Origin of the sequence: Thauera sp., assembly GCF_034003485.1 — a bacterium.
Taxonomy (GTDB): domain Bacteria; phylum Pseudomonadota; class Gammaproteobacteria; order Burkholderiales; family Rhodocyclaceae; genus Thauera.
Genome location: NZ_JAVEYL010000002.1, coordinates 170,061 through 194,339 on the forward strand (window position 1 = coordinate 170,061; position 24,279 = coordinate 194,339).

The 24,279-nt window shown below is 64.5% G+C and carries 26 protein-coding genes and 1 tRNA gene; 18 read left to right on the top strand and 9 right to left on the bottom strand.

All coding sequences use genetic code 11. The features are described 5' to 3' along the window. Nucleotides 1-2: 2 nt before the first annotated feature. A complete protein-coding gene (locus RBT54_RS02020) occupies nucleotides 3-785 on the bottom strand; it encodes a sulfite exporter TauE/SafE family protein (RefSeq protein ID WP_320363579.1) in 783 nt (260 codons plus the stop codon). A gap of 295 nt (nucleotides 786-1,080) precedes the next feature. Here RBT54_RS02020 and RBT54_RS02025 point away from each other — a divergent pair. Beyond that, nucleotides 1,081-1,156: transfer RNA gene (locus RBT54_RS02025), tRNA-Thr, on the top strand. A gap of 138 nt (nucleotides 1,157-1,294) precedes the next feature. Here the strand turns inward: RBT54_RS02025 and RBT54_RS02030 are convergent. Beyond that, complete coding sequence (locus RBT54_RS02030) at nucleotides 1,295-1,531, bottom strand: hypothetical protein (protein WP_320363580.1); 237 nt, start codon at nucleotides 1,529-1,531, stop codon at nucleotides 1,295-1,297. A 193-nt stretch (nucleotides 1,532-1,724) separates the two neighbouring features. Here RBT54_RS02030 and RBT54_RS02035 point away from each other — a divergent pair, with 193 nt between their 5' ends. The 10 genes from RBT54_RS02035 to RBT54_RS02080 all read left to right on the top strand — a co-directional run bounded on the left by RBT54_RS02035 (nucleotide 1,725) and on the right by RBT54_RS02080 (nucleotide 11,819). Next, the gene (locus tag RBT54_RS02035) at nucleotides 1,725-2,270 is read left to right on the top strand and encodes a glycine cleavage system protein R (protein WP_320363581.1); all 546 of its coding nucleotides are present in this window, start codon (nucleotides 1,725-1,727) and stop codon (nucleotides 2,268-2,270) included. A gap of 213 nt (nucleotides 2,271-2,483) precedes the next feature. Continuing rightward, entirely contained in the window at nucleotides 2,484-3,251 is a 768-nt protein-coding gene (locus RBT54_RS02040) for a 3-hydroxyacyl-CoA dehydrogenase (RefSeq protein ID WP_320363582.1), read from the top strand. Nucleotides 3,252-3,410: 159 nt separating this feature from the next. Continuing rightward, the gene (locus RBT54_RS02045; protein WP_320363584.1) at nucleotides 3,411-5,900 is read left to right on the top strand and encodes a heavy metal translocating P-type ATPase; all 2,490 of its coding nucleotides are present in this window, start codon (nucleotides 3,411-3,413) and stop codon (nucleotides 5,898-5,900) included. Nucleotides 5,901-5,918: 18 nt separating this feature from the next. Then, complete coding sequence (ccoS, locus tag RBT54_RS02050) at nucleotides 5,919-6,134, top strand: cbb3-type cytochrome oxidase assembly protein CcoS (RefSeq protein ID WP_320363585.1); 216 nt, start codon at nucleotides 5,919-5,921, stop codon at nucleotides 6,132-6,134. Between the two features lie 484 nt (nucleotides 6,135-6,618). Beyond that, nucleotides 6,619-8,049: a cytochrome-c oxidase, cbb3-type subunit I gene (gene ccoN / locus RBT54_RS02055; protein ID WP_281049328.1), complete on the top strand. Its 1,431-nt coding sequence runs from the start codon at nucleotides 6,619-6,621 to the stop codon at nucleotides 8,047-8,049. A 21-nt stretch (nucleotides 8,050-8,070) separates the two neighbouring features. Continuing rightward, the gene (gene ccoO / locus RBT54_RS02060; RefSeq protein ID WP_413788415.1) at nucleotides 8,071-8,697 is read left to right on the top strand and encodes a cytochrome-c oxidase, cbb3-type subunit II; all 627 of its coding nucleotides are present in this window, start codon (nucleotides 8,071-8,073) and stop codon (nucleotides 8,695-8,697) included. A gap of 13 nt (nucleotides 8,698-8,710) precedes the next feature. Then, the gene (locus RBT54_RS02065) at nucleotides 8,711-8,899 is read left to right on the top strand and encodes a cbb3-type cytochrome c oxidase subunit 3 (RefSeq protein WP_320363587.1); all 189 of its coding nucleotides are present in this window, start codon (nucleotides 8,711-8,713) and stop codon (nucleotides 8,897-8,899) included. Further along, on the top strand, nucleotides 8,892-9,782 hold the full coding sequence (gene ccoP / locus RBT54_RS02070) for a cytochrome-c oxidase, cbb3-type subunit III (RefSeq protein ID WP_320363589.1): 891 nt from the start codon (nucleotides 8,892-8,894) through the stop codon (nucleotides 9,780-9,782). Before RBT54_RS02065 ends, ccoP begins: the two co-directional genes overlap by 8 nt. A gap of 95 nt (nucleotides 9,783-9,877) precedes the next feature. Then, nucleotides 9,878-11,308 carry a cytochrome c oxidase accessory protein CcoG gene (gene ccoG, locus RBT54_RS02075; RefSeq protein WP_320363590.1) on the top strand — a complete coding sequence of 477 codons (1,431 nt, stop codon included), beginning with the start codon at nucleotides 9,878-9,880 and terminating at the stop codon, nucleotides 11,306-11,308. A gap of 1 nt (nucleotide 11,309) precedes the next feature. Then, nucleotides 11,310-11,819 carry a FixH family protein gene (locus tag RBT54_RS02080; RefSeq protein WP_320363593.1) on the top strand — a complete coding sequence of 170 codons (510 nt, stop codon included), beginning with the start codon at nucleotides 11,310-11,312 and terminating at the stop codon, nucleotides 11,817-11,819. Between the two features lie 76 nt (nucleotides 11,820-11,895). On the opposite strand, the gene RBT54_RS02085 is transcribed toward RBT54_RS02080, so the two are convergent. Continuing rightward, entirely contained in the window at nucleotides 11,896-12,339 is a 444-nt protein-coding gene (locus RBT54_RS02085; protein ID WP_320363595.1) for a universal stress protein, read from the bottom strand. 125 nt (nucleotides 12,340-12,464) lie between these two features. On the opposite strand from RBT54_RS02085, the gene RBT54_RS02090 reads away from it, so the two are divergent. Further along, nucleotides 12,465-13,874 carry an MBL fold metallo-hydrolase gene (locus RBT54_RS02090; RefSeq protein WP_320363653.1) on the top strand — a complete coding sequence of 470 codons (1,410 nt, stop codon included), beginning with the start codon at nucleotides 12,465-12,467 and terminating at the stop codon, nucleotides 13,872-13,874. A gap of 112 nt (nucleotides 13,875-13,986) precedes the next feature. Here the strand turns inward: RBT54_RS02090 and RBT54_RS02095 are convergent, their stop codons facing one another. After that, complete coding sequence (locus RBT54_RS02095; RefSeq protein ID WP_320363597.1) at nucleotides 13,987-14,670, bottom strand: Crp/Fnr family transcriptional regulator; 684 nt, start codon at nucleotides 14,668-14,670, stop codon at nucleotides 13,987-13,989. Between the two features lie 93 nt (nucleotides 14,671-14,763). Between RBT54_RS02095 and RBT54_RS02100 the strand changes: the two genes are divergently transcribed. Continuing rightward, nucleotides 14,764-15,144: a SirB2 family protein gene (locus RBT54_RS02100; protein ID WP_320363600.1), complete on the top strand. Its 381-nt coding sequence runs from the start codon at nucleotides 14,764-14,766 to the stop codon at nucleotides 15,142-15,144. A gap of 18 nt (nucleotides 15,145-15,162) precedes the next feature. Here the strand turns inward: RBT54_RS02100 and fnr are convergent, their stop codons facing one another. Continuing rightward, nucleotides 15,163-15,903, bottom strand: coding sequence for a fumarate/nitrate reduction transcriptional regulator Fnr (gene fnr, locus RBT54_RS02105; protein WP_320363602.1), 741 nt, complete (start codon nucleotides 15,901-15,903; stop codon nucleotides 15,163-15,165). A 140-nt stretch (nucleotides 15,904-16,043) separates the two neighbouring features. Between fnr and hemN the strand changes: the two genes are divergently transcribed. From hemN to RBT54_RS02130, 5 genes are all read left to right on the top strand, one after another. Continuing rightward, nucleotides 16,044-17,435: an oxygen-independent coproporphyrinogen III oxidase gene (hemN, locus tag RBT54_RS02110; protein ID WP_320363604.1), complete on the top strand. Its 1,392-nt coding sequence runs from the start codon at nucleotides 16,044-16,046 to the stop codon at nucleotides 17,433-17,435. Between the two features lie 159 nt (nucleotides 17,436-17,594). Then, entirely contained in the window at nucleotides 17,595-18,305 is a 711-nt protein-coding gene (locus RBT54_RS02115) for a sulfite exporter TauE/SafE family protein (protein ID WP_320363605.1), read from the top strand. A gap of 44 nt (nucleotides 18,306-18,349) precedes the next feature. After that, nucleotides 18,350-18,559, top strand: a complete 210-nt coding sequence (locus RBT54_RS02120) for a heavy-metal-associated domain-containing protein (protein ID WP_320363606.1) — start codon at nucleotides 18,350-18,352, stop codon at nucleotides 18,557-18,559. A gap of 115 nt (nucleotides 18,560-18,674) precedes the next feature. Next, entirely contained in the window at nucleotides 18,675-19,202 is a 528-nt protein-coding gene (gene ppa / locus RBT54_RS02125; RefSeq protein ID WP_320363607.1) for an inorganic diphosphatase, read from the top strand. A gap of 295 nt (nucleotides 19,203-19,497) precedes the next feature. Further along, a complete protein-coding gene (locus RBT54_RS02130) occupies nucleotides 19,498-20,484 on the top strand; it encodes an arsenic resistance protein (RefSeq protein ID WP_320363609.1) in 987 nt (328 codons plus the stop codon). A gap of 7 nt (nucleotides 20,485-20,491) precedes the next feature. Here the strand turns inward: RBT54_RS02130 and pyk are convergent, their stop codons facing one another. From pyk to RBT54_RS02150, 4 genes are all read right to left on the bottom strand, one after another. Then, nucleotides 20,492-21,910, bottom strand: a complete 1,419-nt coding sequence (gene pyk / locus RBT54_RS02135) for a pyruvate kinase (protein WP_320363611.1) — start codon at nucleotides 21,908-21,910, stop codon at nucleotides 20,492-20,494. Beyond that, nucleotides 21,907-22,341 carry a GlcG/HbpS family heme-binding protein gene (locus RBT54_RS02140; protein ID WP_320363613.1) on the bottom strand — a complete coding sequence of 145 codons (435 nt, stop codon included), beginning with the start codon at nucleotides 22,339-22,341 and terminating at the stop codon, nucleotides 21,907-21,909. Before RBT54_RS02140 ends, pyk begins: the two co-directional genes overlap by 4 nt. Nucleotides 22,342-22,502: 161 nt before the next feature. Next, the gene (hyi, locus tag RBT54_RS02145) at nucleotides 22,503-23,282 is read right to left on the bottom strand and encodes a hydroxypyruvate isomerase (protein WP_320363615.1); all 780 of its coding nucleotides are present in this window, start codon (nucleotides 23,280-23,282) and stop codon (nucleotides 22,503-22,505) included. Nucleotides 23,283-23,286: 4 nt separating this feature from the next. Beyond that, nucleotides 23,287-24,246 (bottom strand): LysR substrate-binding domain-containing protein, encoded by a 960-nt coding sequence (locus tag RBT54_RS02150; RefSeq protein ID WP_320363617.1) that lies wholly within the window; start codon nucleotides 24,244-24,246, stop codon nucleotides 23,287-23,289. Nucleotides 24,247-24,279 lie beyond the last annotated feature (33 nt).

The following is a 24,279-nucleotide window of genomic DNA, read 5'->3' on the forward strand; positions in this document are numbered from 1 at the left end:
GCTCAGAGCGTCTTGCCGAAGTAGTACAGCGTCAGCAGTCCGCCCACCGCAATGATGAAGCGCCGCAGCCAGATCGCCGGCAGCTTGCGCGCCACGGCCGCACCCCAGTAGCCGCCGATGGTGGCGGTGACGAGCATGATCAGCGTGTGCGGCCAGGACACGGCGTCGGCGATCACGAAGGTGCAGACCGCGACGCTGTAGATCACGGCTGACAGCCAGTTCTTCAGCGCGTTGATCTCATGCACGTCCTTGAAGCCCTGGATGGCGAGCGCCGCAATCATCAGGATGCCCATGCCCGCGCCGAAGAAACCGCCGTACACCGACACCACGAGCTGGAAGAGGTAGCCGCCCGGACCGATGTGGCGCTCGTCGACGCCGGCTGGCGTCGGCTTCCATTTCTTGATCAGTGCGGAGATTTGCGCGCTGAAGGCGAACAGCACCGTGGCAACCAGCAGCAGCCAGGGAATCAGCATGGCGAATGCGGCGTTCGAGGTCGCGAGCAGCAGCAATCCGCCGGCGATGCCGCCGATGAAGGCGACCACGGACAGGATGGGCAGGCTGCGGGAAAAGCGCTTCAGTTCGCGGCGGAAGGCCCATGCGCCGGCCAGGCTGCCCGGCCACAGCGAAACGGAGTTGCTGGCGTTGGCGACGACCGGTGGCACGCCGACCGCGAGCAGAGCCGGGAAGGAAAAGAAGGTGCCGCCGCCGGCGACCGAGTTAACCGCACCAGCGGCAAAGGCGGCGATGCCGATCAAGGCGATCTCGAGAAGGTCCAGGCCGAACATGGGAATTGGAGCGTTGCAGGGTGCGGGAGATGAAACAGGAAGGCCCGAGGACCGCCGCTTGCAGGCAGACGGTGGCGCGGCTGCTGCGGAAGACCGAGTCTCCCGCAGCGCTGCGCTCTAGAATCGGGCTTGTCTCCTCCGCCCTGAATTGGTGCGCATTCTAATGGAGTCCCATACGAAAAAGTAGATTGCGCAGAAAGTTTTCCTTATCGCACTCGTGCGCATCGCGAAAGCCTGCGAACTCCGTTGCGGTGGTTGCCGAGCAGGGTCCGGTGGGGTATTATCCGCGCCCTTAGCCGGTGTAGCTCAGTTGGTAGAGCAGCGCATTCGTAATGCGAAGGTCGTAGGTTCGACTCCTATCTCCGGCACCAGTCGATTCAAGCACTCAGGGCGGTCCTTCGGGATCGCCCTTTTTGCTTTTCGGCGCCGGGTGGCCACGGAGTATGCGGATTTCCGTGATCCGGCGACCGTGCTTCCCCGGTCGCGCCTCTTCCTGACGGCGGCGGTCATCAGGCCGGTCGGCTGTCGAACAGGTTCAGTAGTCCGCTGAATGCCTCGGCGCTGACGTTCGGGTCGTAGCGTGCGAAGAGCGCCTGCTGGCGCTTGCGGGCGGTGGCGGGCATGGCGGCGACGATCTCGTCGCGCTCGTCGAGAATCTCGCGGCACATGCGCTCGGTCACGAAAAGAAAGGGGATTGGCTGATACAGGCCGTCTGCCTTCTGCGCGTGGAAGCGGGGTGATTTCATCGGTTTCCTCCTCTCTGCGTGCGACGCCGGCGATGTTCTCCCCTTCGCCGGATGGGTGGGTTATCGTGTCATTTCCTTTTTTAATTATCGCAAGCCCACGACGTCTGCCTTTTGATCCTGCGCAGAACTTCGTGTAGTCCGGTGTCCTGTGCCCCGGTGGTTGTGCATGGCTTGCCCTTTCGGGAGCGCGAACATGAAGACTTCCCTGATCCTCACCCTCATCGGCCCGGACCGGCCCGGTTTGGTCAGCGCGGTTTCCGCGCGTGCAAGTCAGTGCGGTGCCAACTGGATGGAGAGCCGCATGGCCCATCTGGCCGGCCAGTTCGCTGGGGTGGTCAGGCTGGAGGCCGACACTGCAGCGCTCGAGACGCTGGAGGCTGCGCTGCGCGGGCTGGAGTCGGAGGGCTTGCGTGTGGCGATTGCACGGGGTGGCCCGCTTGCTGTAGCCGCGGCGCAGCGTGTGTGTCTCGACCTGGTTGGGCATGACCGACCGGGGATCGTGCGCGAGATCTCGACTGTCCTCGCCCACCACGGCGTCAGTATCGAGGCACTGGAGACCGCCTGCGAGAGTGCATCGATGAGCGGCGAGACGCTGTTTCGGGCGCGTGCGGAGCTGTCGGTGCCGGCCGCGGCCGACCTTGCGGGCATCCGCGCCGACCTGGAGGCGCTGGCCAATGAACTGATGGTCGATCTGGCGCTCGATGAGGTCCCCGCCGGGAATCCGGCAACGGCGGCCTGATTCCCGGATGGGACGGCAGCGCGGCGGTCTTCCGCTGGGCTGATCACTCGGTCAGAGGCTGGGCGGCTGAGCGGGGGCGAAGGGTGATGAGCCCTTCGGATAGTTGACGTTTACGTTAACGCAAACTAAGGTTGCCGCCGATGTCGGCGCCGGGTGCAGCGATCTGCGCTTGCCTCATCGTGCGGCGACGGCTTGTCTTGGGAGAGAAAGCGAATGCAGATCCAGAATGGTGTTTTCGTGGTGACGGGCGGCGGCTCGGGCTTGGGCGCTGCCACCGCACAGATGCTGGTCGACGCTGGCGCGAAGGTCGTGCTGGCGGACGTCAATCGTGAAGCTGGCGAGGCGTTGGCGGCAAAACTTGGCAGTGCTGCGGCGTTCGCGCTGACCGACGTGACCGATGCCGACAGCGGCAAGGCGGCGATCGATCTGGCGGTGAGCCGTTTTGGCCGCCTGACCGGCCTGGTTAGCTGTGCAGGGGTGGCGCCGGCCGAGAAGGTCATCGGCCGCGAAGCGCCGCACAAGCTCGACAGCTTTGCGCGCACGGTCGCGATCAACCTCATCGGCACCTTCAACATGCTGCGGCTGGCCGCCGATGTCATGAGCAAGGCCGAGCCCGACGCTGGCGGCGAGCGCGGCGTCATCATCAATACTGCCTCGGTTGCCGCTTTCGACGGCCAGATCGGCCAAGCCGGTTATGCCTCTTCGAAGGCCGGTGTGGTCGGCTTGACGCTGCCGGTGGCGCGCGAACTGTCGCGTTTCGGCATCCGCGTGATGGCGATCGCGCCCGGCATCATGGAGACGCCAATGCTGATGGGCATGCCGCAGGAGGTGCAGGATGCGCTCGGCAAGATGGTTCCCTTCCCCTCGCGCTTGGGTAAGCCTGCCGAGTTCGCTGGCCTGGTCCGTCACATCGTCGAGAATCCCTACCTGAATGGCGAGGTGATCCGCCTCGACGGCGCGATCCGCATGGCGGCCAAGTGAGGGCTCGGGGAGCCGGTCGATCATGACTGGCGGCGGTGCGCTGCAGCGCGGGATGCTGCAGCGCAATGGTCGGTGTCGGTGAAATGTGCTAAAACCCTGGCTCCCTTTCGCTCCGCCTCGAACGGCCATGCCGTCCGGGGCGGCTCAGTATTTGCGCCCATGACTTCTGCCGACCTGCCCGTTGCCTTGGCCGATGATGCAGCCGAGATCGACTGCTATCACTGCGGCCTGCCGATTCCGTCCGATACGCGGCATTACGTGCAGATCGACGGGCGCCGGCGCCGCATGTGTTGTGTCGGCTGCGAGGCGGTCGCGCAGTCCATCGTCGACAACGGGCTCGTCGACTACTATCGCCACCGCGATGCGATGCCGGAGACGCGGCGCGAGGCAATGCCGGTCGAGTTGCAGGAGCTCGGCCTCTTCGATCACCCCGACTTTCAGAAGAGCTTCGTGCGTCCGGTGGGCGAGCACGAACGCGAGGCCTCGCTGATCCTCGAGGGCATCACCTGTGCCGCCTGCGTGTGGCTCAACGAGAACCACGTCGCCCGCCTGCCCGGCGTGTCGGCCATCCAGATCAACTACGCCACCCGGCGTGCGCGCGTGCGCTGGGACGAGCGCAGCATCAAGCTCTCGGACATTCTGGCCGCGGTCCAGGCCATCGGTTACCGCGCCTACCCCTACGACGCCGAGCGTTCCGAGCAGATCGCCAACCGCGAGCGGCGCTCGATGCTTTGGCGGGTGTTCGTCGCCGGCTTCGGGATGATGCAGGTGATGATGTACGCCTTCCCGGTCTACGTGGCCGGCGAGGGCGATATGACCTGGGACATCGAGCTGCTGCTGCGCTGGGCCAGCCTGTTGCTCACGCTTCCGGTGGTGCTGTATTCGGCGGCGCCTTTCTTCCAGCGTGCGTGGCGCGATGTGCGTCTGCGCCGCCTCGGCATGGATGTACCGGTGGCGCTCGGCGTGGGCAGTGCGTTCGCCGCCAGCCTGTGGGCGACGCTGACCGACGGCCCCGAGGTGTATTTCGATTCGGTCACGATGTTCGTGTTCTTCCTGCTCGGCGGGCGCTATCTGGAAATGCTTGCGCGCCAGAAGGCCGTGCGGGGGGTCGAGGAGCTGGGCAAGGCGCTGCCGTCGTTTGCCGAGCGCATCGACGGCTGGCCGCAGCAGGGCGCGGGGGATCGCGTGCCGACGTCGCAGCTCGTGGCCGGCGACATCGTGCGGGTGCGGCCCGGCGAGGCGATCCCGGTGGATGGCATCGTCGTCGAAGGTGTGGGCGAGGCCAACGAGGCGCTGCTCACCGGCGAGAGCCTGCCGGTGCCCAAGGGCGTCGGCGATCGGGTCACGGGCGGCAGCATCAATGTGTCGTCGCCCCTGTTGCTGCGCGTCGAGCACGTGGGCGACGCTACCCGTCTCGCCGCCATTCGCCGCCTGATGGAGCGCGCTGCGACCGAGAAGCCGCGGATTGCGGCGCTGTCGGACCGCGTGGCGGTGTATTTCATCGTCACGCTGCTGGTGCTCGCGGGGCTCACCGGGATCGCCTGGTACGTCATCGAGCCGGAGCGCGCGCTATGGGTGTTCGTGTCGGTACTGGTGGTTGCCTGTCCGTGCGCACTCTCGCTCGCGACGCCGACCGCACTGACCGTGGCGACCGATGCGCTCGCCCGCATGGGGGTGCTCGTCACCCGCGGCCACGCCGTCGAAACCCTGGCGCGGGCAAACCATTTCGTATTCGACAAGACGGGAACCCTGACCCACGGCCGCATGCATCTCGAGGAACTGCGGGTGCTCGGCGATCTTGAAGAAGCTGGGCTGGTGCGCCTGGCGGCAGCGATCGAGCAGGGCTCCGAGCATCCGGTCGCAGCCGGCCTGCGCGAGGCGAGTGCCGGTCAGGCCCTGCCGACGGCGTCGGATGTGCAGGCTGAAACGGGGCTGGGAATGCGCGGCGTCGTGGAGGGCGAGGCGTTCTGGATCGGCCGTCCGGACTACGTCGCGCGTGCCGCCGGTCTTGCGTCACCTGCGGGGCTGGAAGACTTCGTCGCACGTGGCGGAACGGTGATCGGCCTGGCGGCGCGTTCGGGCTGGTTGGGGCTGTTCCGGCTGGCGGACCAGTTGCGTGAGGAGGCCGCCGTGCTCACCAGCCGCCTGGCTGGCGAGGGGATCGGCATGAGCGTGCTCTCGGGCGATGCGCCGGCAGTCGTTGCCAGCGTGGCGGGGGCGCTCGGCATCGGCGACGCGCAGGGCGGCTTGAGTCCGCAAGGCAAGCAGCAGGCCATCGCGGCGATGCAGAACGACCCGGACGCCGTGATCGTCATGGTGGGCGATGGCGTGAATGACGCGCCGGTGCTCGCGCAGGCGCACGTCTCCGTCGCGATGGGGGGTGGGACGGACCTGGCGCGCAACCAGGCCGATATCGTGCTACTGAACGAGAATCTCGCCAGCCTGGGGCGCGGGATTGATCTGTCGCGCAAGACCCTGCGGATCATCCGCCAGAATCTGTGGTGGTCCTTTGCATACAACTTCACATCGGTGCCGCTCGCGATGGCAGGCCTGGTCACGCCGTGGATGGCAGGGATCGGCATGGCCGCGAGTTCGCTGCTGGTCGTGCTCAACGCGATGCGTCTGCAACGCGTGCCCGAGCGTCACTGAGGCACACGGAGGATTGCGATGGAGAGCCTGTATCTGCTGATCCCGATTTCGGTCTTGCTGGTGTTCGTGATCGGCGTGCTCTTCTGGTGGTCGCTGCGCAGCGGGCAGTATGACGACCTCGAGGGGCCCGCCTATCGGCTGCTCATGGATGACCGTGATGAGCGCCCCGCAGCCCGGGAGGGTGAGCGCGAAGCGGCAGGCGATCAAACGGATGATCGGCCAAAGAGCGATTGATCTGTTTTCGGGTTGACCTAGGTCAACATGCGCGCGAGCGGCATGGGCACAATGGGACGTGTTGATCAATTGGCACGGCGTGCCGGTGGTCGAACCGAATTTTTGTCTCTCTGTTGGGGTTGGGGGTGCGTGCATACGCACCCTTTTTTTTGGCCTGGACGATCAGCCTTGATTGCCAGCCGGCTCGCACCCCGGCCCTCAGGTTCCGACTCGCACTGCACGACTTTCACCTCGACGTCACCTGCCCCCGAAGGTGCCTCGATGCCGCATTGTGGCAACGCACAATCCAGTAACGGCGCCGGTTTGCGAGGCTTTTTGGACTTCTTCCAATTTTCGCTTCCGGACCCTGCTGGGGTGCAATACAATGTTGATCTGTGTCAAATTGCGTCCTCGGCGGAGGGGTATTCTCCACCGGCTGGGTAGCACGTGCAGCCACCGAGGGGTGCTGCGCAAGCAAGGTTTTTAAAACGAAGAGGTGACTCACATGCAATCGCAAGCGACTTATAACTATAAAGTCGTGCGGCAGTTCGCCATCATGACGGTGGTGTGGGGCATTGTGGGCATGCTGGTCGGCGTGATCGCCGCGGCACAGCTCGTATGGCCCGAACTGAACGTTCACGAATTCCTGCACTTCGGCAGGCTCCGTCCGCTGCACACCAACGCCGTGATCTTCGCGTTCGGTGGCTGCGCGCTGTTCGCCACGTCCTACTACGTGGTCCAGCGCACCTGTCACACTCGCCTGTTCGCCCCCGGACTGGCCGCGTTCACGTTCTGGGGCTGGCAACTGGTCATCGTGCTCGCCGCGATCACCCTGCCGCTGGGCTACACCAGCTCGAAGGAATACGCCGAGCTCGAGTGGCCGATCGACATCCTGATCGCGATCGTGTGGGTGTCCTACGCCATCGTGTTCTTCGGCACCGTCGCCAAGCGCAAGGTCTCGCACATCTACGTCGCGAACTGGTTCTTCGGCGGCTTCATCCTAACCGTCGCGCTGCTGCACATAGTCAACAGCGCAGCGATCCCGGTCTCGCTCACCTCGATGAAGTCCTACTCGGCCTATGCGGGCGTTCAGGACGCGATGGTGCAGTGGTGGTACGGCCACAACGCGGTGGGCTTCTTCCTGACCGCGGGCTTCCTGGGCATGATGTACTACTTCGTGCCCAAGCAGGCCGACCGTCCGGTGTACTCCTACCGCCTGTCGGTGGTGCACTTCTGGGCGCTGATCTTCACCTACATGTGGGCGGGTCCGCACCACCTGCACTACACCGCGCTGCCCGACTGGACCCAGTCCGTCGGCATGGTGTTCTCGCTGATCCTGCTGGCACCGTCCTGGGGCGGCATGATCAACGGCGTGCTGACCCTGTCGGGCGCCTGGCACAAGCTGCGCACCGACCCGATCCTGAAGTTCCTCATCACCTCGCTGTCCTTCTACGGCATGTCCACCTTCGAAGGCCCGATGATGTCGATCAAGACGGTCAACGCGCTGTCGCACTACACCGACTGGACCGTCGGTCACGTGCACTCCGGTGCGCTGGGCTGGGTGGCGATGATCTCGATCGGCTCGGTGTACTTCCTGCTGCCGCGCCTGTACGGCAAGACCGAGATGTACAGCGTGAAGCTGATCAACGCCCACTTCTGGATTGCCACCATCGGCATCGTGCTATACATCGCGTCGATGTGGATCTCGGGTGTGATGCAGGGCCTGATGTGGCGAGCCACCAACCCGGACGGCACGCTCACCTACTCCTTCGTCGAAAGCGTCAAGGCCAGCTATCCGTTCTGGACCATCCGCTTCATCGGCGGCGCGCTCTTCCTCACCGGCATGTTCATCATGTTCTACAACATGGTGAAGACGATCGCCGGCCAGAAGGCCTACGACGCCCCGGTGCTCGCGCCTGCGGCTGCCCACGCCTGATCGGAGAACAACATGGCCAAAATCAAACACGAAAAGATCGAAAGCAACGTATTCCTGCTGATCGTGCTCACGCTGCTTACTGTCAGCGTGGGCGGTCTGGTGGAAATCGTGCCCTTGTTCTTCCAGCACTCGACCACGACGCCGATCGACCAGAAGGGCAATGCGCTCGACGTGAAGCCCTATGACCCGGTTCGTCTGATCGGTCGCGACATCTATGTCCGGGAAGGCTGCTACAACTGCCATTCGCAGATGATTCGTCCGTTCCGCGCCGAGACCGAGCGCTACGGTCACTACTCGGTGGCTGGTGAGTACATTTACGACCACCCGTTCCAGTGGGGCTCGAAGCGCACCGGTCCCGACCTGGCGCGAGTCGGCGGTCGCTACTCGGACGAATGGCAGCGGGTCCATCTGCTGAATCCGCGCGACGTGGTCCCGGAGTCCAACATGCCGGCGTTCCCCTGGCTTGATCGTCCGGTTAGAGGCGACGACATCCAGGACAAGATGCGTGCGCTCAACAAGGTTGGTCTGCACAAGTACAGCGACGAAGAGATCGCCGCCGCACCGGCTGCGCTTGAAGGCAAGACTGAACTCGACGCAGTCGTGGCCTACCTGCAGGGCATGGGTACCGCGATTTCGAGCTTCAGGTAAGGGGGAGCACGCCGTGGATATAAATGACATCCGAAGCCTGATCACTGTCCTTGGCCTGCTTTGCTTTCTGGCCATCTGCGCCTGGGCATACAGCAATCATGCGAAGGCTGGTTTCGACGCGGCGGCACGCCTGCCCCTGAGCGATGATGACCTGCCGGCCCAGGGCGGCCGGCAAGACCTTGAGGGAAAAACAAATGGCTGACTTTATCAGCGGTTTCTGGAACATGTATGTGATGGTCCTCGTGACCCTCTCCATCCTGTTCTGTGTGTTCGTGCTGGTGTCGAACATGACCAAGCGCGAGAAGGGGCCGGTCGAGTTGCACGGTCACGTGTGGGACGAGACGCTCGCCGAGTACAACAACCCCCTGCCGCGGTGGTGGATGTACCTGTTCTGGATCACCGTCTTCTTCGGCATCGCTTACCTGGCCATCTACCCCGGTTTCGGCAACGTCAACCAGCACCGTGGCCAACTGGCGCAGTACGAAGCCGAGATGAGGGCAGGTGAGGAGCGTTTTGGCCCGGTGTTCGCCAAATATCGCGAGATGGACGTGATGGCGGTTGCCGCCGATCCGGAAGCGGTAGCGATGGGGCAGCGGATGTTCCTGACCTACTGCCAGCAGTGCCACGGGGCAGCTGCGCAGGGTGCGAAGAGCTTCCCCAACCTGACCGACAGCGAGTGGTTGTGGGGAGGGGCACCGGAGAACATCCGCGAAACCATCACCAATGGGCGCAATGGCGTGATGATCCCGTTCGGCCAGACACTCGGCGCCGATGGCGTGAAGGATGTGGCCAACTACGTGCGTTCGATGAACGGCCTCGCTCATGACTCGGTGCGTGCCCAGCGCGGCAAGGAAGCCTTCGAGAACAACTGCGTGGCTTGCCACGGTGCAGACGCCAAGGGCAACCCGATGCTCGGTGCGCCCAACCTGACCGACAACACCTGGCTGTACGGCTCGTCGGAAGCGGTGATCATCGAAACCGTCACCAACGGACGCAACAACAAGATGCCAGCCTTCGGTGAATTCCTCGGCGAGGACAAGGTCCACATCCTCACTGCTTATGTTCTGAGCCTGAGCAAGAAGTAATCGTTTCTGTAGTCTGCAGCTCCATCCCGGGAGGAGGGGGTCCTCCCGGGGTCTCGAAATAACAATAAAAACAAGAATTCATTGGTAAAAAGGCCATGAACAGCCCATCCCCTTCGCCGCAGAAGGCGGCGAACAAGTCCCAGGAATCCACCCAGGACACGCTTTACGCCGCACGCAAGAAACTCTACGTGCGCGCGGTTACGGGTATCTTCGCCAATTGGCGCTGGGTGCTCGTGTGGCTGACCCAGATCCTCTATTACGGACTGCCGTGGCTGAGCTGGAACGACCGCCAGGCGGTGCTGTTCCATCTTACCGAGCGCAAGTTCTACATCTTCGGCTGGGTGTTCTGGCCGCAGGATGTCTTCTTCCTCGCGCTGTTGCTGATCATCTCGGCCTACGCGCTGTTCTTCTTCACCGCCATTGCCGGGCGCCTGTGGTGCGGCTACGCCTGTCCGCAGACGGTCTACACCGAGATCTTCATGTGGGTCGAGCAGAAGATCGAGGGCGATCATGTTCGCCGGCAGAAGCTCGACCAGGCGCCGATGAGCGCGGAGAAAGCCCTGCGCCGCGGCGGAAAGTACCTCGCCTGGGGCATCGTCGCGCTGTGGACCGGCTTCACCTTCGTCGCCTACTTCTCACCGCTGGAAGAGTTGCTGCAGTCGCTGACCACCTTCACCTTCGGTCCGTGGGAAGCCTTCTGGATCCTGTTCTACTCGGCATTCACCTACCTGTTCGCCGGCGTCATGCGCGAGCAGGTGTGCACGTACATGTGCCCGTACGCCCGCTTCCAGGCGGTGATGTTCGATCCGGATACCCTCGTCATCACCTACGACGAGGAGCGCGGAGAGCCGCGCGGCACGCGCAGGAAGGGCGTCGATCCGCGTTCGGTGAGCAAGGGCGACTGCATTGATTGCGGCATCTGCGTGCAGGTCTGTCCGACCGGCATCGACATCCGTGACGGCCTGCAGTACGAGTGCATCGGTTGCGCGGCGTGCATCGATGCGTGCGACCAGGTCATGGACAAGATGAGTTACCCGCGGGGTCTGATTCGTTATTCCACCGAGAATGCGATGAAGCGGCGCTGGGGTCGCAAGGAAATCATCGGTCATGTGCTGAGGCCACGCACCCTGATTTACGGCGCCGTTCTCGTCATCATCTGTATCGGCTTCGTCTGGGGGCTGGCCTTGCGCGAACCGCTGCGTGTCGATGTCATCCGCGACCGGTCCTCGCTTGGCCGCGAGGTCGAAGGCGGCTTGATCGAGAACGTCTATCAGCTCCAGATCATGAACATGACCGAGGCGCCGCGGGCATTCCGGCTTGAGGTGTCGGGGCTTCCGGGGGTCAGGATCGGTGGCGAGCAACGCATCGATGTGGCGTCCGCCAGCCATCAGTCGGTCACCCTCCAGGTTCTGGTTCCGTATGACTCGGGCCAGCCCGGTGCCAACAAGATCGCCTTCCAGGTCACCGCCGAAGATGATCCGGCACTGACCCTCAACGAAGAAACCACTTTCCTGATACCACGCTAAGATGCATCGATCCGCCAACGACAAGCCGCACGAGCCCTGGTACCGTCAGGGCTGGCCCTGGTTCCTCATCGCCTTTCCCGCGACCGCCGTCGTCGCGGGGATCGCCACGCTGGTGATCGCCATCCAGACTTTCGATGGCATGGTGGTGGACGACTACTACAAGGAAGGCCGAGCGATCGTGCAGACGATCGGACGCGTGGAGCACGCGCGCGAGATGGGTCTGCGTGCCGGAATCAGGGTGCGCAGCGAGTCGATTCACATCGAGCTCTCAGCGCCGGATGCAACCAGCCTGCCGACCCGTATCCGCGTGACCGTGGCTCACCCGACTCGCGGTGGTCTCGACCAGGAATTGCTCGTTGCGGGTTCTGCCGGGGTGTATGAAACCCCCCTGGCGCCGCTCAGTACCGGACGCTGGCTGTTTGTCGTCGAAGACGAGGCCCGAAGCTGGCGAATGGACGGCTCTGCATTTCTTCCCGCAGAGATGGAGATCACGATCGATCCAAACGCCTGATCGCGCAGGATCGCGCCAGCAACGAAAACGGCCCGCACATGCGGGCCGTTTTCGTTGCTGCGACAGTCGCGGGCGCTCAGCGATACACGAGCACCGGCGTCTTGCTGTGCGTGAGAACCTTCTGCGTTTCACTGCCGAGCAACAGGCCGGCGATGCCGCGCCGTCCGTGCGAGGCCATGAAAATCAGGTCGCAGCCGTGGCGATCGGACGCGTCGATGATCGCCTCGTAAGGAACCTCATTCACGGTGGAGTCGCTGTCGGCAGCTACCCCTGCAGCATCCGCAGCACCCTTGGCCTTGGCGAGGATGGCCTCGGCTTCAGCGGCTGCAGATTTCGAAAATTGTTCGGGTGTCGTGGGGTCGATCAGTGCGCCTTCACCATAAATGGGCATGGGAAAGTCGGGCTGGGCGTAAAAGAAGGTGATACGGGCTCCGGTTTCCTTGGCGAAGGAAACGGCCCGGGCTACTGTACCTTCCGACAAAGCCGACCCGTCGGTCGGGACCAGGATGTGCTTGAACATGACGGACGCTCCCTGTTGTGTGTCACGATTCGATTATAGCGACGTGGGGCGGTCTGCCACGATTGATCACGATCAAACGGCCGCCAAATCGTGTTGTCCAGCGTGAACGCTCTTGGAGCTACGAGATGAAGCTGACTTTTCTGGGTGCGGCGGGCGAGGTCACGGGCTCCTGCCTGCGTGTCGATCACGAGCGTGGCAGCTTTCTGGTCGATTGCGGACTGTTTCAGGGCGGGCGCGAAGCTGATCGCAAGAACCGAGAGGCGCTGAGTTTCGACCTGCATGACATCGACTTCGTCCTGCTGACGCATGCACATCTCGATCACACAGGGCTTGTTCCGCGGCTTGTGGCTCTCGGCTACAAGGGGCCGATTTTCACGAGCGCCGCGACTGTCGATCTGCTGGGCGTGATGCTGATGGATTCTGCCCACATCCAGGAGAAAGAGGCGGAATGGGCCTTGCGCAGCACGCGCTCGCGCAAGGCTGGGCGAGGTGGCAATCTGGTGCCGCTGTATACGGTCGAGCAGGCCCGCCACAGCCTTGGGCGATTGCGGGCGCTCGGGTTCGACGAGATGGTCGAGCTCGGGCACGGTGTGCGCTGCCGCTTACGTAACGCAGGCCACATCCTGGGCTCGGCGATCCTCGAGATCGACGTCGAGGAAAGCGGCCACACCCGGCGCCTGGTCGTGTCGGGCGACCTCGGCCAGCCGATGCGTCCAGTGCTGCAGGATCCGGTGCAGATTCCCACTGCCGATTACCTGTGTGTCGAATCGACCTACGGCAATCGCGCGCACCGCTCCTTCGCGGACACTTGTGACGAACTTGCCGAGGTGTTGCGGCGGACGCTGAAGGTCGATGGCGGTAACGTGATCATTCCGGCCTTTGCCGTCGGCCGCACGCAGGAATTGTTGTTCGTGTTGGCAGACCTGGTACGCGCCGGCCGCATTGATCGTCTCGATGTCGTGGTCGATTCACCGATGGCTTCTGCGGTGACCGAGCTCACGCTACGCCACGACGATCTCTGGGATGACGAAACCCGCGAGCTCTATGCGTGGACGCGCCACCATGCGGACCGCTTCAACCTTCGCTTCGTGCAGGACGTCGAGGAGTCCATGGCGCTGAACAGCGTGGGCGGCGGGCTCGTCATCATCTCGGCGAGCGGCATGTGCGACGCCGGGCGGATCAAGCATCACCTGCGCTACAACCTCGGACGCCGTGAGTGTGCGATCGTCATCGCCGGCTTCCAGGCGGCCGGAACCCTCGGGCGGCGGCTGGTCGATGGCGCGCACCAGGTCACGCTGTTTCGTGAGCGCATTCCGGTGCGGGCGCGCATTCACACGATCGGCGGCCTTTCCGCGCATGCCGACCAGCCTGCCTTGCTCAACTGGTTGCGCGGGTTCCGGAGTCCGCCGCGACGCACCTTCGTCATGCATGGGGAGCCGTCAGCGGCAGCGGCCCTCGCCGAATCGGTCGAGCACGACCTGGGTTGGCGCGAAGTCGCGGTTGCCGAGGCGAATGTGCCGTGTATCCTGAAATGAAGGCCAGATCGTCAGCGTGTTATCGGGTGGGGGAGACCCGGAAGGTCGCGTCCCGCGAACGAGCGCAACCGCGCTGCGCTTGCGTTACGTCACTGCTGGAGTCGGGGCCCGGTCATGCGTTGTAGCGCGACAGTCGGACCGGGTCGTGCAGCGTGATCCGCTTGCCCTGCACGCTGATCAGGCCGGCGTCGCTCAGATCGTGGAAAATGCGCGACAGGGTTTCCGGGGTCAGATTGAGCCGTGAGGCGATCACCTGCTTGCTGGTAGGCAGGGCGATCTCGCTGGGGATGTCGCTGTCGGCCACCTGCAGCAGATAGCCGATCACACGCTGGGTGCTCGAGCGCAGGGAATAGGTCTCGACGTCCTGGATCAGCCCGTGCAGGCGAATCGCCATGCCCGCCAGCAGCTTATGGGCGAAGGTGGAGTCCTGGTCGATCAGGTCGGTCACCACCTGCTGGCCGACGTGGACGAGCACGGTGTCGGTCAGTGCCTCGGCAAAAACCGGGTAGGGGTGGTTCATGAACATCACGGCTTCACCGAAGCTCTGCATCGGGCCGATGATCTCGACCACCTTCTCCGTGCCTTGGGAGGACGAGAATGCGAGCTTGACCTGACCCGAGACGACGAAGTAAAAGCCGTGCGGCTGGTCGCCGCGCTGGAACAGCATTTCGCCGCGCGCGATGTGGCGATCGCGCGTGTAGCGCGCGACGAGCTGGATGTCCGCGTCCGAGAGCTCGCTGAACAACGGAATGCGGTGCAGCAGGGACGGGATGTCGAGCTGGGAATGAGGGGGCATCGAAAGACTCTCCGTAAGGCTTCGCAATTCTAGTCCAGCCGGTTGGTAGTCGGCTGTTTCCGGCTCTGTGGCCGACTATGGGAAGGAGAAGGGATGTATTACGCAATCAAGAATCTGCATGTCACCTGTGTCGTCCTCAGCGCCACCGGCTTCCTGGTGCGCGGGCTGTGGATGGTCACCGGCAATCCGCTTCTCCAGCACAAGCTCACCCGTGTGTTCCCGCACATCGTCGACAGCCTGCTCCTGCTTTCGGCCATCGCGCTCGCGGTGATGATCGAGCAGTATCCCTTCTCTGCGGCTTGGGTGACGGCCAAGGTCTTCGGTTTGCTCGCCTACATCCTGCTCGGCACCGTCGCGCTCAAGCGCGGACGCACCATGAGCGTGCGCGTCGCAGCCTTCATCGCTGCGCTGCTTGTCTATGCATGGATCGTATCGGTCGCCATCACAAAGAATCTCGCCGGCTTCCTCGGCTGAGCGTTCCGGGGACGACGCTCAGCGCATGCCCGGCTGGTGCTGGAGCAGTTTCTTGAGCCCTGCTGCGTCGAGCAGCAGGACGTGCTTCTGCTGCACCGAGATCAGGCCGTCTTCCTGGAAGCGCGAGAAGGCCCGTGACACGGTCTCGAGCTTGAGTCCGAGGTAGGAGCCGATCTCCTCTCGCGTCATGCGCAGGTTGAATTCCTGCGACGAGAAACCGCGGGCGTTGAAGCGCTGCGACATGTTCAGCAGGAAGGCCGCCAGGCGCTCCTCCGCACGCATCGACCCGAGCAGCATCATCACGCCGTGGTCGCGCACGATCTCGCGGCTCATCACCTTGTGAAACTGCAGTTGCAGGCCTTCGATCTGGTGCGACATCTGCTCGAGCTTGTCGTAGGCGATCACGCACACCTCGCTGTCCTCGAGTGCCACCGCGTTGCAGCTGTGCGCTTCGGTGCTGATGCCATCGAGCCCGAGGATCTCGCCGGTCATCTGGAAGCCGGTCACCTGCTCACGCCCATCCTCGAGCAGCACGTCGGTCTTGAACGAGCCCGCGCGGATGGCGAAGATCGCCTCGAAGGGGTCGCCGGCACGGTAAAGATTCTGCTGGCGCTTGACCTTGCGGCGCGCGCCCACGAGTTCGTCGAGCCTGCTCAGTTCGGTGTCCGACATGCCGAAGGGCAGGCACAGCTCGACGAGGTTGCACTGAGAACAGGCTGCCTTGAGCCCATTCACGGTAATTGGCACGGTTGCCCTCATCTGCACGATAATCCTGCTTCCCCGACAAAAGACGCTGATAGGGGGTGCGAGCGGATCTTCAGATCAAGCTCGTTGACCCACGTCAACCAAAAAATTCTGCTGTTCTGCCATTGTTTGGCACACCCTGCAGCAGCAAGATCATGAAAAGCCAGAACGAACTCATATTCGACCCGCAACTGATCCGTAGATTCGACATCAACGGACCGCGCTACACCTCGTACCCGACGGCAGACCGCTTCGTCGAGGCCTTCAATGCCGAGGCGCTCAAGGCCTGGCTCGCGAAAAGGGCGGTCGGCGGTGTAAGCAAACCGCTCTCATTATACTTCCACATCCCGTTCTGCAACACGATCTGCTACTACTGCGCCTGCAACAAGATCATCACCAAGGATCATGGGCGCTCTGCCAAATATCTGAAATATCTGGCGAAAGAGATCGAGATGCAGGCAGCCTGCCTGGAAGGCAGCCGGCAGGTGACACAGCTCCACCTCGGTGGTGGCACTCCGACCTTCCTGTCGCACGACGAGATGCGCGAGTTGATGGCCGCGGTGCGCGAGCACTTCACGCTGGTGCCCAACGGTGAGTATTCGATCGAGGTCGACCCGCGCAAGGTCGACTTCGAGACGGTCAAGCTCCTTGCCGACCTGGGCTTCAACCGCATGAGCGTCGGCGTGCAGGACTTTGCCGAAGACGTTCAGGTTGCGGTAAACCGCGTCCAGAGCTTCGACGAGACCAAGCTCGTCATCGATGCTGCGCGCGCCACCGGCTTCAAGTCGGTCAGCATGGACCTGATCTACGGCCTGCCCAAGCAGAACGTGATCAGCTTCAACCGCACGCTCGAGCAGGTGCTCGAGATCTCGCCCGACCGCATCTCGCTCTACAGCTATGCGCACCTGCCCGGGCTGTTCAAGCCCCAGCGTCGCATCAGCAGTGGCGACATGCCCACCGCCGATACCAAGCTGCAACTGCTGCAGCTCGGCATCCGCCGCCTCACCGACGCCGGCTACGTCTATATCGGCATGGATCACTTCGCGAAGCCCGACGACGAACTCACCGTTGCCCAGCGCCAGGGCAGGCTGCATCGCAACTTCCAGGGCTATTCCACCCAGGCCGAGTGCGACCTGCTCGCCTTCGGCGTGTCGGCGATCGGCAAGATCGGCCCGGTGTACGCGCAGAACGTGAAGACGCTCGACGAATACTACGACGCGCTCGACCGTGACGAACTTCCGGTGCTGCGCGGTATCGAGCTCACCGCAGACGACCTGGTGCGGCGCGCGATCATCCAGGCGCTGATGTGCCACTTCGAACTGTCGATGCAGTCGATCGAGATCGCGCACCTTATCGACTTCCGCGAGTATTTCGCCGAGGAACTCGCCGACCTGCAGGAGATGGAGAAGGCCGGCCTGGTGAAGATCGATGGCGACTGGATCAGCGTGCAGCCCGGCGGCCGTCTGCTGGTCCGTGGCATCGCCATGGTGTTCGACCGCTATCTGCGCGCGGATCGCGAGCGCGCGCGGTATTCGCGGGTGATCTGAGCCCGCCCAGCGTGACGCGACGAAGCGGTGGGTGCGGGCTTGCCCGCAAAAGCGGCGCCTGCAAAAGCGCCATTCGCCGGTAAGCGCGCTCCTGCCGTCTCGCTGGGGTGCACAAGCGTAGAATGCGAGCTCGCCATTCCAGCGGGGCCTCCTTGCAAAATGCCTGAAACCGGTTATCTCGCCGTCTTCCTGATCGGCCTGCTCGGCGGCACGCACTGCGTGTCGATGTGCGGCGGCATCGTCGGCGCGCTCACCATGCAGGTGCAGACGCCCGGCGGCAAGCCGCAGTGGCCGCTGCACCTGGCCTACAACCTTGGGCGCATCGGCACCTACACCGCGCTCGGCGCAGCCGTCGGTTTCATCGGTTCGGTCGGCCTGCTTTACGACGGCATGCTGCCGGTGCAGATGACGCTCTATGTGCTGGCCAACCTGATGCTGATCGCGCTCGGGCTGTATCTCACCGGCTTCACGCGTTTGCTCACGCCGATCGAGCGCGTGGGCCACGTGCTATGGCGCAGGATCCAGCCGGCGACGCGGCGCTTCCTGCCTGCGCGCTCGGTCAAACAGGCGCTGCCCCTGGGCATGTTGTGGGGCTTCATCCCCTGTGGACTGACCTATTCGATTCTCGCCACCGCGCTGGTCACCGGCTCCGGCGCGCGGGGCGCGGGGCTGATGCTGGCGTTCGGATTGGGCACCTTGCCCAATCTCCTGCTGGCCGGCATGCTGTTCAAGCGTTTTCGCGATTTCACCCGCAACCGCAAGGTGCGCATGGTCTCGGGTGTGCTCGTGCTCGGCTTCGGGTTGTTCGGGCTCTATCACGCGCCCACGCTCGGTGGCGACCTTTGGAGCGGTGTGGTCTGCGTGACCTGAGCGCCGCCCGCACCGGTATTCAATTCAGGAATCAGGAGTCGTGCATGAACGAAGTGACGATCAAGGTCGAAGGCATGAGTTGCGGCGGTTGCGTCAACAACGTGACCGGCGTGCTGAAGGCGCTCGCGGGTGTCGAGGACGCGCAGGTGTCGCTGGAGCAGGGCAGTGCCACGGTGCGCTTCGATCCGGCGCAGGTGTCGGTCGAGGCGATGCGCGCTGCGGTCGAAGACGCGGGTTTTGACGCGCCGGCCTGAGCGCCTGCCTGCGGCTGGAGCAGGTGCGCTGGGGGTAGTGCCTACACAGGACGCCGTGCAAGACATTGTGGTTTCCCCCTATAATCCGCGCACAATTTTTCCACGGGAGGGAATCATGGGTTTCGATCTGGTCAGCGCCGGCAAGGATGTACCGAACGACATCAACGTCATCATCGAGATCTCCGCACAGGGTGATCCGATCAAGTTCGAAGTGGACAAGGACAGCGGCGCCGTCTTCGTCGATCGCTTCATGGGCACTTCGATGCGTTACCCGATCAACTACGGCTATGTGCCGCACACCATCGCCGGTGACGGCGACCCGGTCGACGTGCTGGTCGTGACCCCCTTCCCGCTGGCGCCGGGCGTCGTCATCCGCTGCCGTCCGGTGGGCGTGCTGAAGATGGAAGACGACGGCGGCGTGGACGCCAAGGTCGTGGCCGTGCCGGTGTCCAAGCTGACCCCGCTGTACGACAAGGTGCAGACCACCGATGACCTGCCCGAACTGCTGATGAAGCAGACCGTGCACTTCTTCGAGCACTACAAGGACCTCGAGCCCGGCAAGTGGGTCAAGATCCTGGGCTGGGGCACGGTCGAGGAAGCCAAGCAGGAAATCGTAAACGGTCTGGCGGCAGCCAAGAAGTAATCCTGCCTCCACTCGTTGCACTTAAAAGGCCCGCCCCGAGCGGGCCTTTTGCTGCGGTGGTCGCAGCGGGCCCCCTGCAACCAGGCTCGCGCCCCCATGCTGACAGCGACTGCCTGCGTGGCAGTTGATCGTGGCGGCGTGGCGGATGTGTGGCAGTGAGGGCAGGCTCCTGTCATGCCCGCATCTGGGCGGGTGCGCCGCCGTCGGGTGCGCGCATCGCACTGGCATCAGTCTTGCTGCGTTCTCTTCCTCGACGACGACGAATGCATCAATGAACCTCAGGGGGACACACCGCATGCTCGCGCTGCTGACCAGAATCAACAAGAACCTCGTCCTCGCCATCCCGGTAGCGATGGTGCTCGGCTTCGGCTTCGGGCTGATGGTGCCGGTCGGCTGGCTGAAGTCGCTGATCGTGCCGCTGACCTTCCTGATGGTTTATCCGATGATGGTGAACCTCAAGCTGCAGAAGGTGCTCGAGGGGGGCGACCTCAAGGCGCAGGCGCTCGCGCAGGCGATCAACTTTGCAGTCATTCCTTTCGTCGCGTTTGGCCTCGGCAAGATCTTCTTCGCCGACCAGCCTTGGTACGCGCTCGGCCTGCTGCTGGCCGCGTTGCTGCCCACCAGCGGGATGACGATCTCGTGGACCGGCTTCGCCAACGGCAACCTGGGTGCAGCGGTCAAGATGACGGTGCTCGGCCTGATCCTCGGCTCGCTGGCCACGCCGTTCTACGTGCGCTGGCTGATGGGGGCCGAGGTGCCGGTGGACATGGGGGCGGTCTTCATGCAGATCGTCATCATCGTCTTCCTGCCTATGGTCGCGGGGCATTTCACCCAGAAGTGGCTGCTCGGGCGTTACGGCCAGGCGGAATATCAGAAGACCTGGGGGCCGCGTTTCCCGCCGTTCTCGACGCTGGGCGTGCTCGGCATCGTCTTCGTCGCGCTCGCGCTCAAGGCCAGGGATCTGGTCGCACAACCGGGCGAAGTGCTGGTGGTGCTCGTGCCCCTGCTGTGCCTGTATGCGATCAATTACCTGCTCAGCACGGTCGTCGCACGCGCACTGCTGCCGCGCGGCGATGGCATCGCGCTGGTGTACGGCACGGTGATGCGCAACCTGTCGATCGCGCTCGCGCTGGCGATGAACGTGTTCGGCGGCCAGAGCGCGGGCGCGGCGCTGGTGATCGCGCTCGCCTACATCCTGCAGGTGCAGTCGGCGGCCTGGTACGTGAAGCTCACCGACCGCCTGTTCGGGCCGGCCCCGGTGAAGGCTGCCAAGGCCGGCTGAGCGTGTTTCAACCCGGGATGCGTGCGATGTGCAGCAGGTTGGTGCTTCCGCTCTTGCCGAAAGGCAGGCCGCCGATCACGACCAGGACCTCACCCGGCCCGGCGAAGCCGTGGCTCACTGCGGCGCTGCTGGCGTGCTCGACCATCTCGGTGACGTCGTGCACCTCCTCGAAAGGCACCGGATGCACGCCCCAGGCCAGCGCCAGCCGGCGCGCGGTGGCCAGTTGTGGGGTGAGGGCGAGGATCGGTGTTGCCGGGCGTTCGCGGCTGGCACGCAGCGCGCTGAAGCCGGAGGTGGTGTAGGCGACCGTCGCCGCGGGTTCGAGCAGGCCGGCGACGCGGCGCAGCGCGCTGCAGATCGCATCCGGCGTGTTGGCCTCGGCCGGCGCGTGGCTGGCCTCCAGACCGGTACGCCATGCGGGATCCTGCTCCACCTCGCAGATGATGCGATGCATGATCGACACCGCCTCGACCGGATATTGGCCCGAGGCCGACTCCGCCGACAGCATCACCGCGTCGGCGCCGTCGTAGATCGCGGTGGCGACGTCCGAGGCTTCGGCGCGGGTCGGTATCGGGGAGGTGATCATCGACTCCAGCATCTGCGTGGCCACCACCACCGGCTTGCCGGCGGCGCGCGCGGCGCGCACGATCCGGCGCTGCAGCACCGGCACCTGCTGTGGCGGCAACTCCACGCCGAGGTCACCGCGCGCCACCATGACGCCGTCGGCCAGGGCGACGATCGGCTCGAGCGCATCGATGGCTGCCGGCTTCTCCAGCTTGGCCATGATCCACGCACGGTCGCCGACGAGCTCGCGCGCCTCGCGGATGTCTTCGGCGCGCTGCACGAAGGACAGCGCCACCCAATCCACCCCGAGCGAGAGGCCGAAGTCGAGGTCGGCGAGGTCCTTGGCGGTGAGCGGCGAGATCGGCAGCACCACGCCGGGCACGTTCACGCCCTTGCGGTCGGACAGCGGGCCGCCGACCAGGACGGTGGTGTCGGCAAAGTCGGGGCCGAAGGCGTCCACGCGCAGGCGCAGCTTGCCGTCGTCGAGCAGCAGCTCGGTGCCGGCCTCGAGCGCGGCGAAGATCTCGGGGTGGGGCAGATTGGCGCGGTTCGCGTCGCCCACGCCGGGATCGAGGTCGAGGCGGAAGTGCGCGCCGGGGATGAGCATCACCTTGCCCTCGGCAAAGCGGCCGACACGCAGCTTGGGGCCCTGCAGGTCCATCAGCACGCCGATCGGACGGCCGATTTCGTGCTCGATCTCGCGGATCTGCTTGACGCGTTCGGCGTGATCGCCGTGGCTGCCGTGGCTGAAGTTCAGGCGGAAGACATCCGCCCCGGCCCGCGCCAGCTCGAGGATGCGCTCGCGCGTGGCGCTGGCCGGCCCCAGGGTGGCGAGGATGCGGGCGCTGCGTTCGCGTTTCATGCTGCATCCTCCGGCTTGGTCGCGGCGATGTGGGCAAGGAGGGCGGAGATGGCGGCGCGGGCCACCTGGGCATCCTCGCCGGCCTTGACGCCGGACACGCCCACGGCGCCGACCACGTTGCCACCGAATACGATCGGCTCGCCGCCCTCGAGCGGCACCACCGGCATCGCCAGCGCGGCGAAGCGGCCGTTGTTGACCATGTCCTCGAAGACCTTGCTCGGCTTGCCGCTGAGCACGCAGGTGCGCGCCTTCTCGGGTGCGACGGCCGCGCTCATCAGCGGCGCGCCGTCCATGCGCTGCAGCCACAATGCGTGGCCGCCGGCATCGCAGATGGCGATGCTGACTGCCCAGCCATTGGCGCGCGCCTCGGTCTCTGCGGCGGCGGCGGCGAGCTTGACGTCGTCGAGCATCAGGATGTGGGTGGGTTTCATGTTCGGTCTCGTCGTGATCTTTCTGTGCGGGTCGGCGCGGCTCGCCGCATGGGCAACTCAGCGCTCGCCGATGTCGGTGAAGGCGATCCAATGTGCGCCATTCTTCCTGACTTCGATGATTTCAATGAGGTGAGACTGCATTGTTTCCCTGATTTGTCCGCTTAGCCAGCCAGCGCCTTGATCCAGCCCAGGCCCGCGCGGGTGCCGGCGGCGGGCTTGTATTCACAGCCGATCCAGCCGCCGTAGCCGAGCTGGTCGATGAAGCGGAACAGCCAGGCGTAGTTGATCTCGCCGCTGCCGGGCTCGTTGCGCCCCGGGTTGTCGGCGATCTGCATGTGCGCGATCTTCGGCAGGTGCTTGGCGATGGTGTTGGCCAGTTCGCCCTCCATGCGTTGCATGTGATAGATGTCGTGCTGCAGCCACAGGTTGGGCGAGCCGACCTCTTCGATCAGCGCGATCGCCTGCGCGCTGCGGTTGAGGTAAAAGCCCGGGATATCGAAGGTGTTGATCGGCTCGATCAGCAGGCGGATCCCGGCGTCCTCGAGCCTGGCGGCGGCGAAGCGCAGGTTGGTGACGAAGGTCTCGTGCGCCTTGTCCGCATCCAGTCCGGCCGGGGCGATGCCGGCCAGACAATTCAGCTGCGTGCAGCCGAGCGCGCGGGCGTATTCGATCGCGCGCCCGACGCCGTCCTGGAATTCGCCGACGCGGTCCGGATGGCAGGCGATGCCGCGCTCGCCCGCATCCCAGTTGCCCGCCGGCAGGTTGTGCAGCACCTGCACCAGGCCGTATTTGACCAGGCGCTCGGCGATCTCCTCCTTGGCGAAGGCGTAGGGAAAGAGGAACTCCACGCCCTTGAAGCCGGCTTCGGCGGCGGCCTGGAAGCGGTCGAGGAAGGGCACTTCGTTGAACAGCAGGGTCAGGTTGGCGTTGAACTTGGGCATGGCTTCATCTCCGGTGATCGGTTACAGATCGCGCGTCCGCAGCAAGGGGCCGCGCCGTGGCGTGTCCGCCCAGTCGAGCGTCGAGCTCGCGGCGGAACAGGTTGGCGAGCTTCTTCGCTGCGCTGCCGAGCGGCACCCCGCGCAGGGTCAGCAGGCCGAGCGGCATGGTGGGCGGCAGCGGCTGCAGCGCGAGCGGGCGCAGGCCGACGCCGACCTGCGGGTCGGTGATCAGCACCTTCGGCCCGTAGCCGATCAGGTCGTTGCGGCGGACCAGGTCGAGGATCAGGAAGGGCGATGAGCAATGGAGGATGCGACTGGGTGCCGGGTGGCCCTGCGCCTTGAGCCATTCGACGAGATTCATGCTCTGGCTGCCGGCGCTGAGGTTGAGCGCCCATTCGGCGTCCGCCACGGCCCGCCAGTCCTGCGCTGCGGCCAGCGGGTGGCTGGTGCGCACCATGGGCACGGCCTCGATCTCGGCAAGGGGCTCGAACTCGATCTCGTAAGGCAGGTCCTGCGACGACGCGAGCGCGATCGCGAAATCGATCTTGCCTTCGATCAGGCCCGGCAGCGCCTGCACCAGCAAGCCCTCGTGGAAGGTCAGCCCGGCGTCCGGCTGCGCCTTGCGAAACGCCGCGAGCACGTCCGGCAGCACGGTTGCCGTCAGCAGGGGGGTGATCGCCGCCTTCACGTGCGCGCCCGCGCCGCCGCGCATCTGGCGGATCTCGGCGCGCGCGTTCTCGATCGTCGCCAGCACCAGGCGCGCGCGGACCAGCAGGGCGTTGCCCTCCGCGGTGAACCCGATGCCCTTGTAGCTGCGTTGCAGCAGTTCCGCACCCACGTCCTCCTCGAGTTCGCGCAGGGCCTTGGTCAACGCGCTCTGGCTCAGGTTCATTGCGCGCGCGGCCGCACGGATCGAGCCGCTGTCGGCGACTTGTACCAGGGCCTTGAGCTGGTGGTCCTTCATGTTCTTGATGACCTCCTCAGGTTGTCATCCACG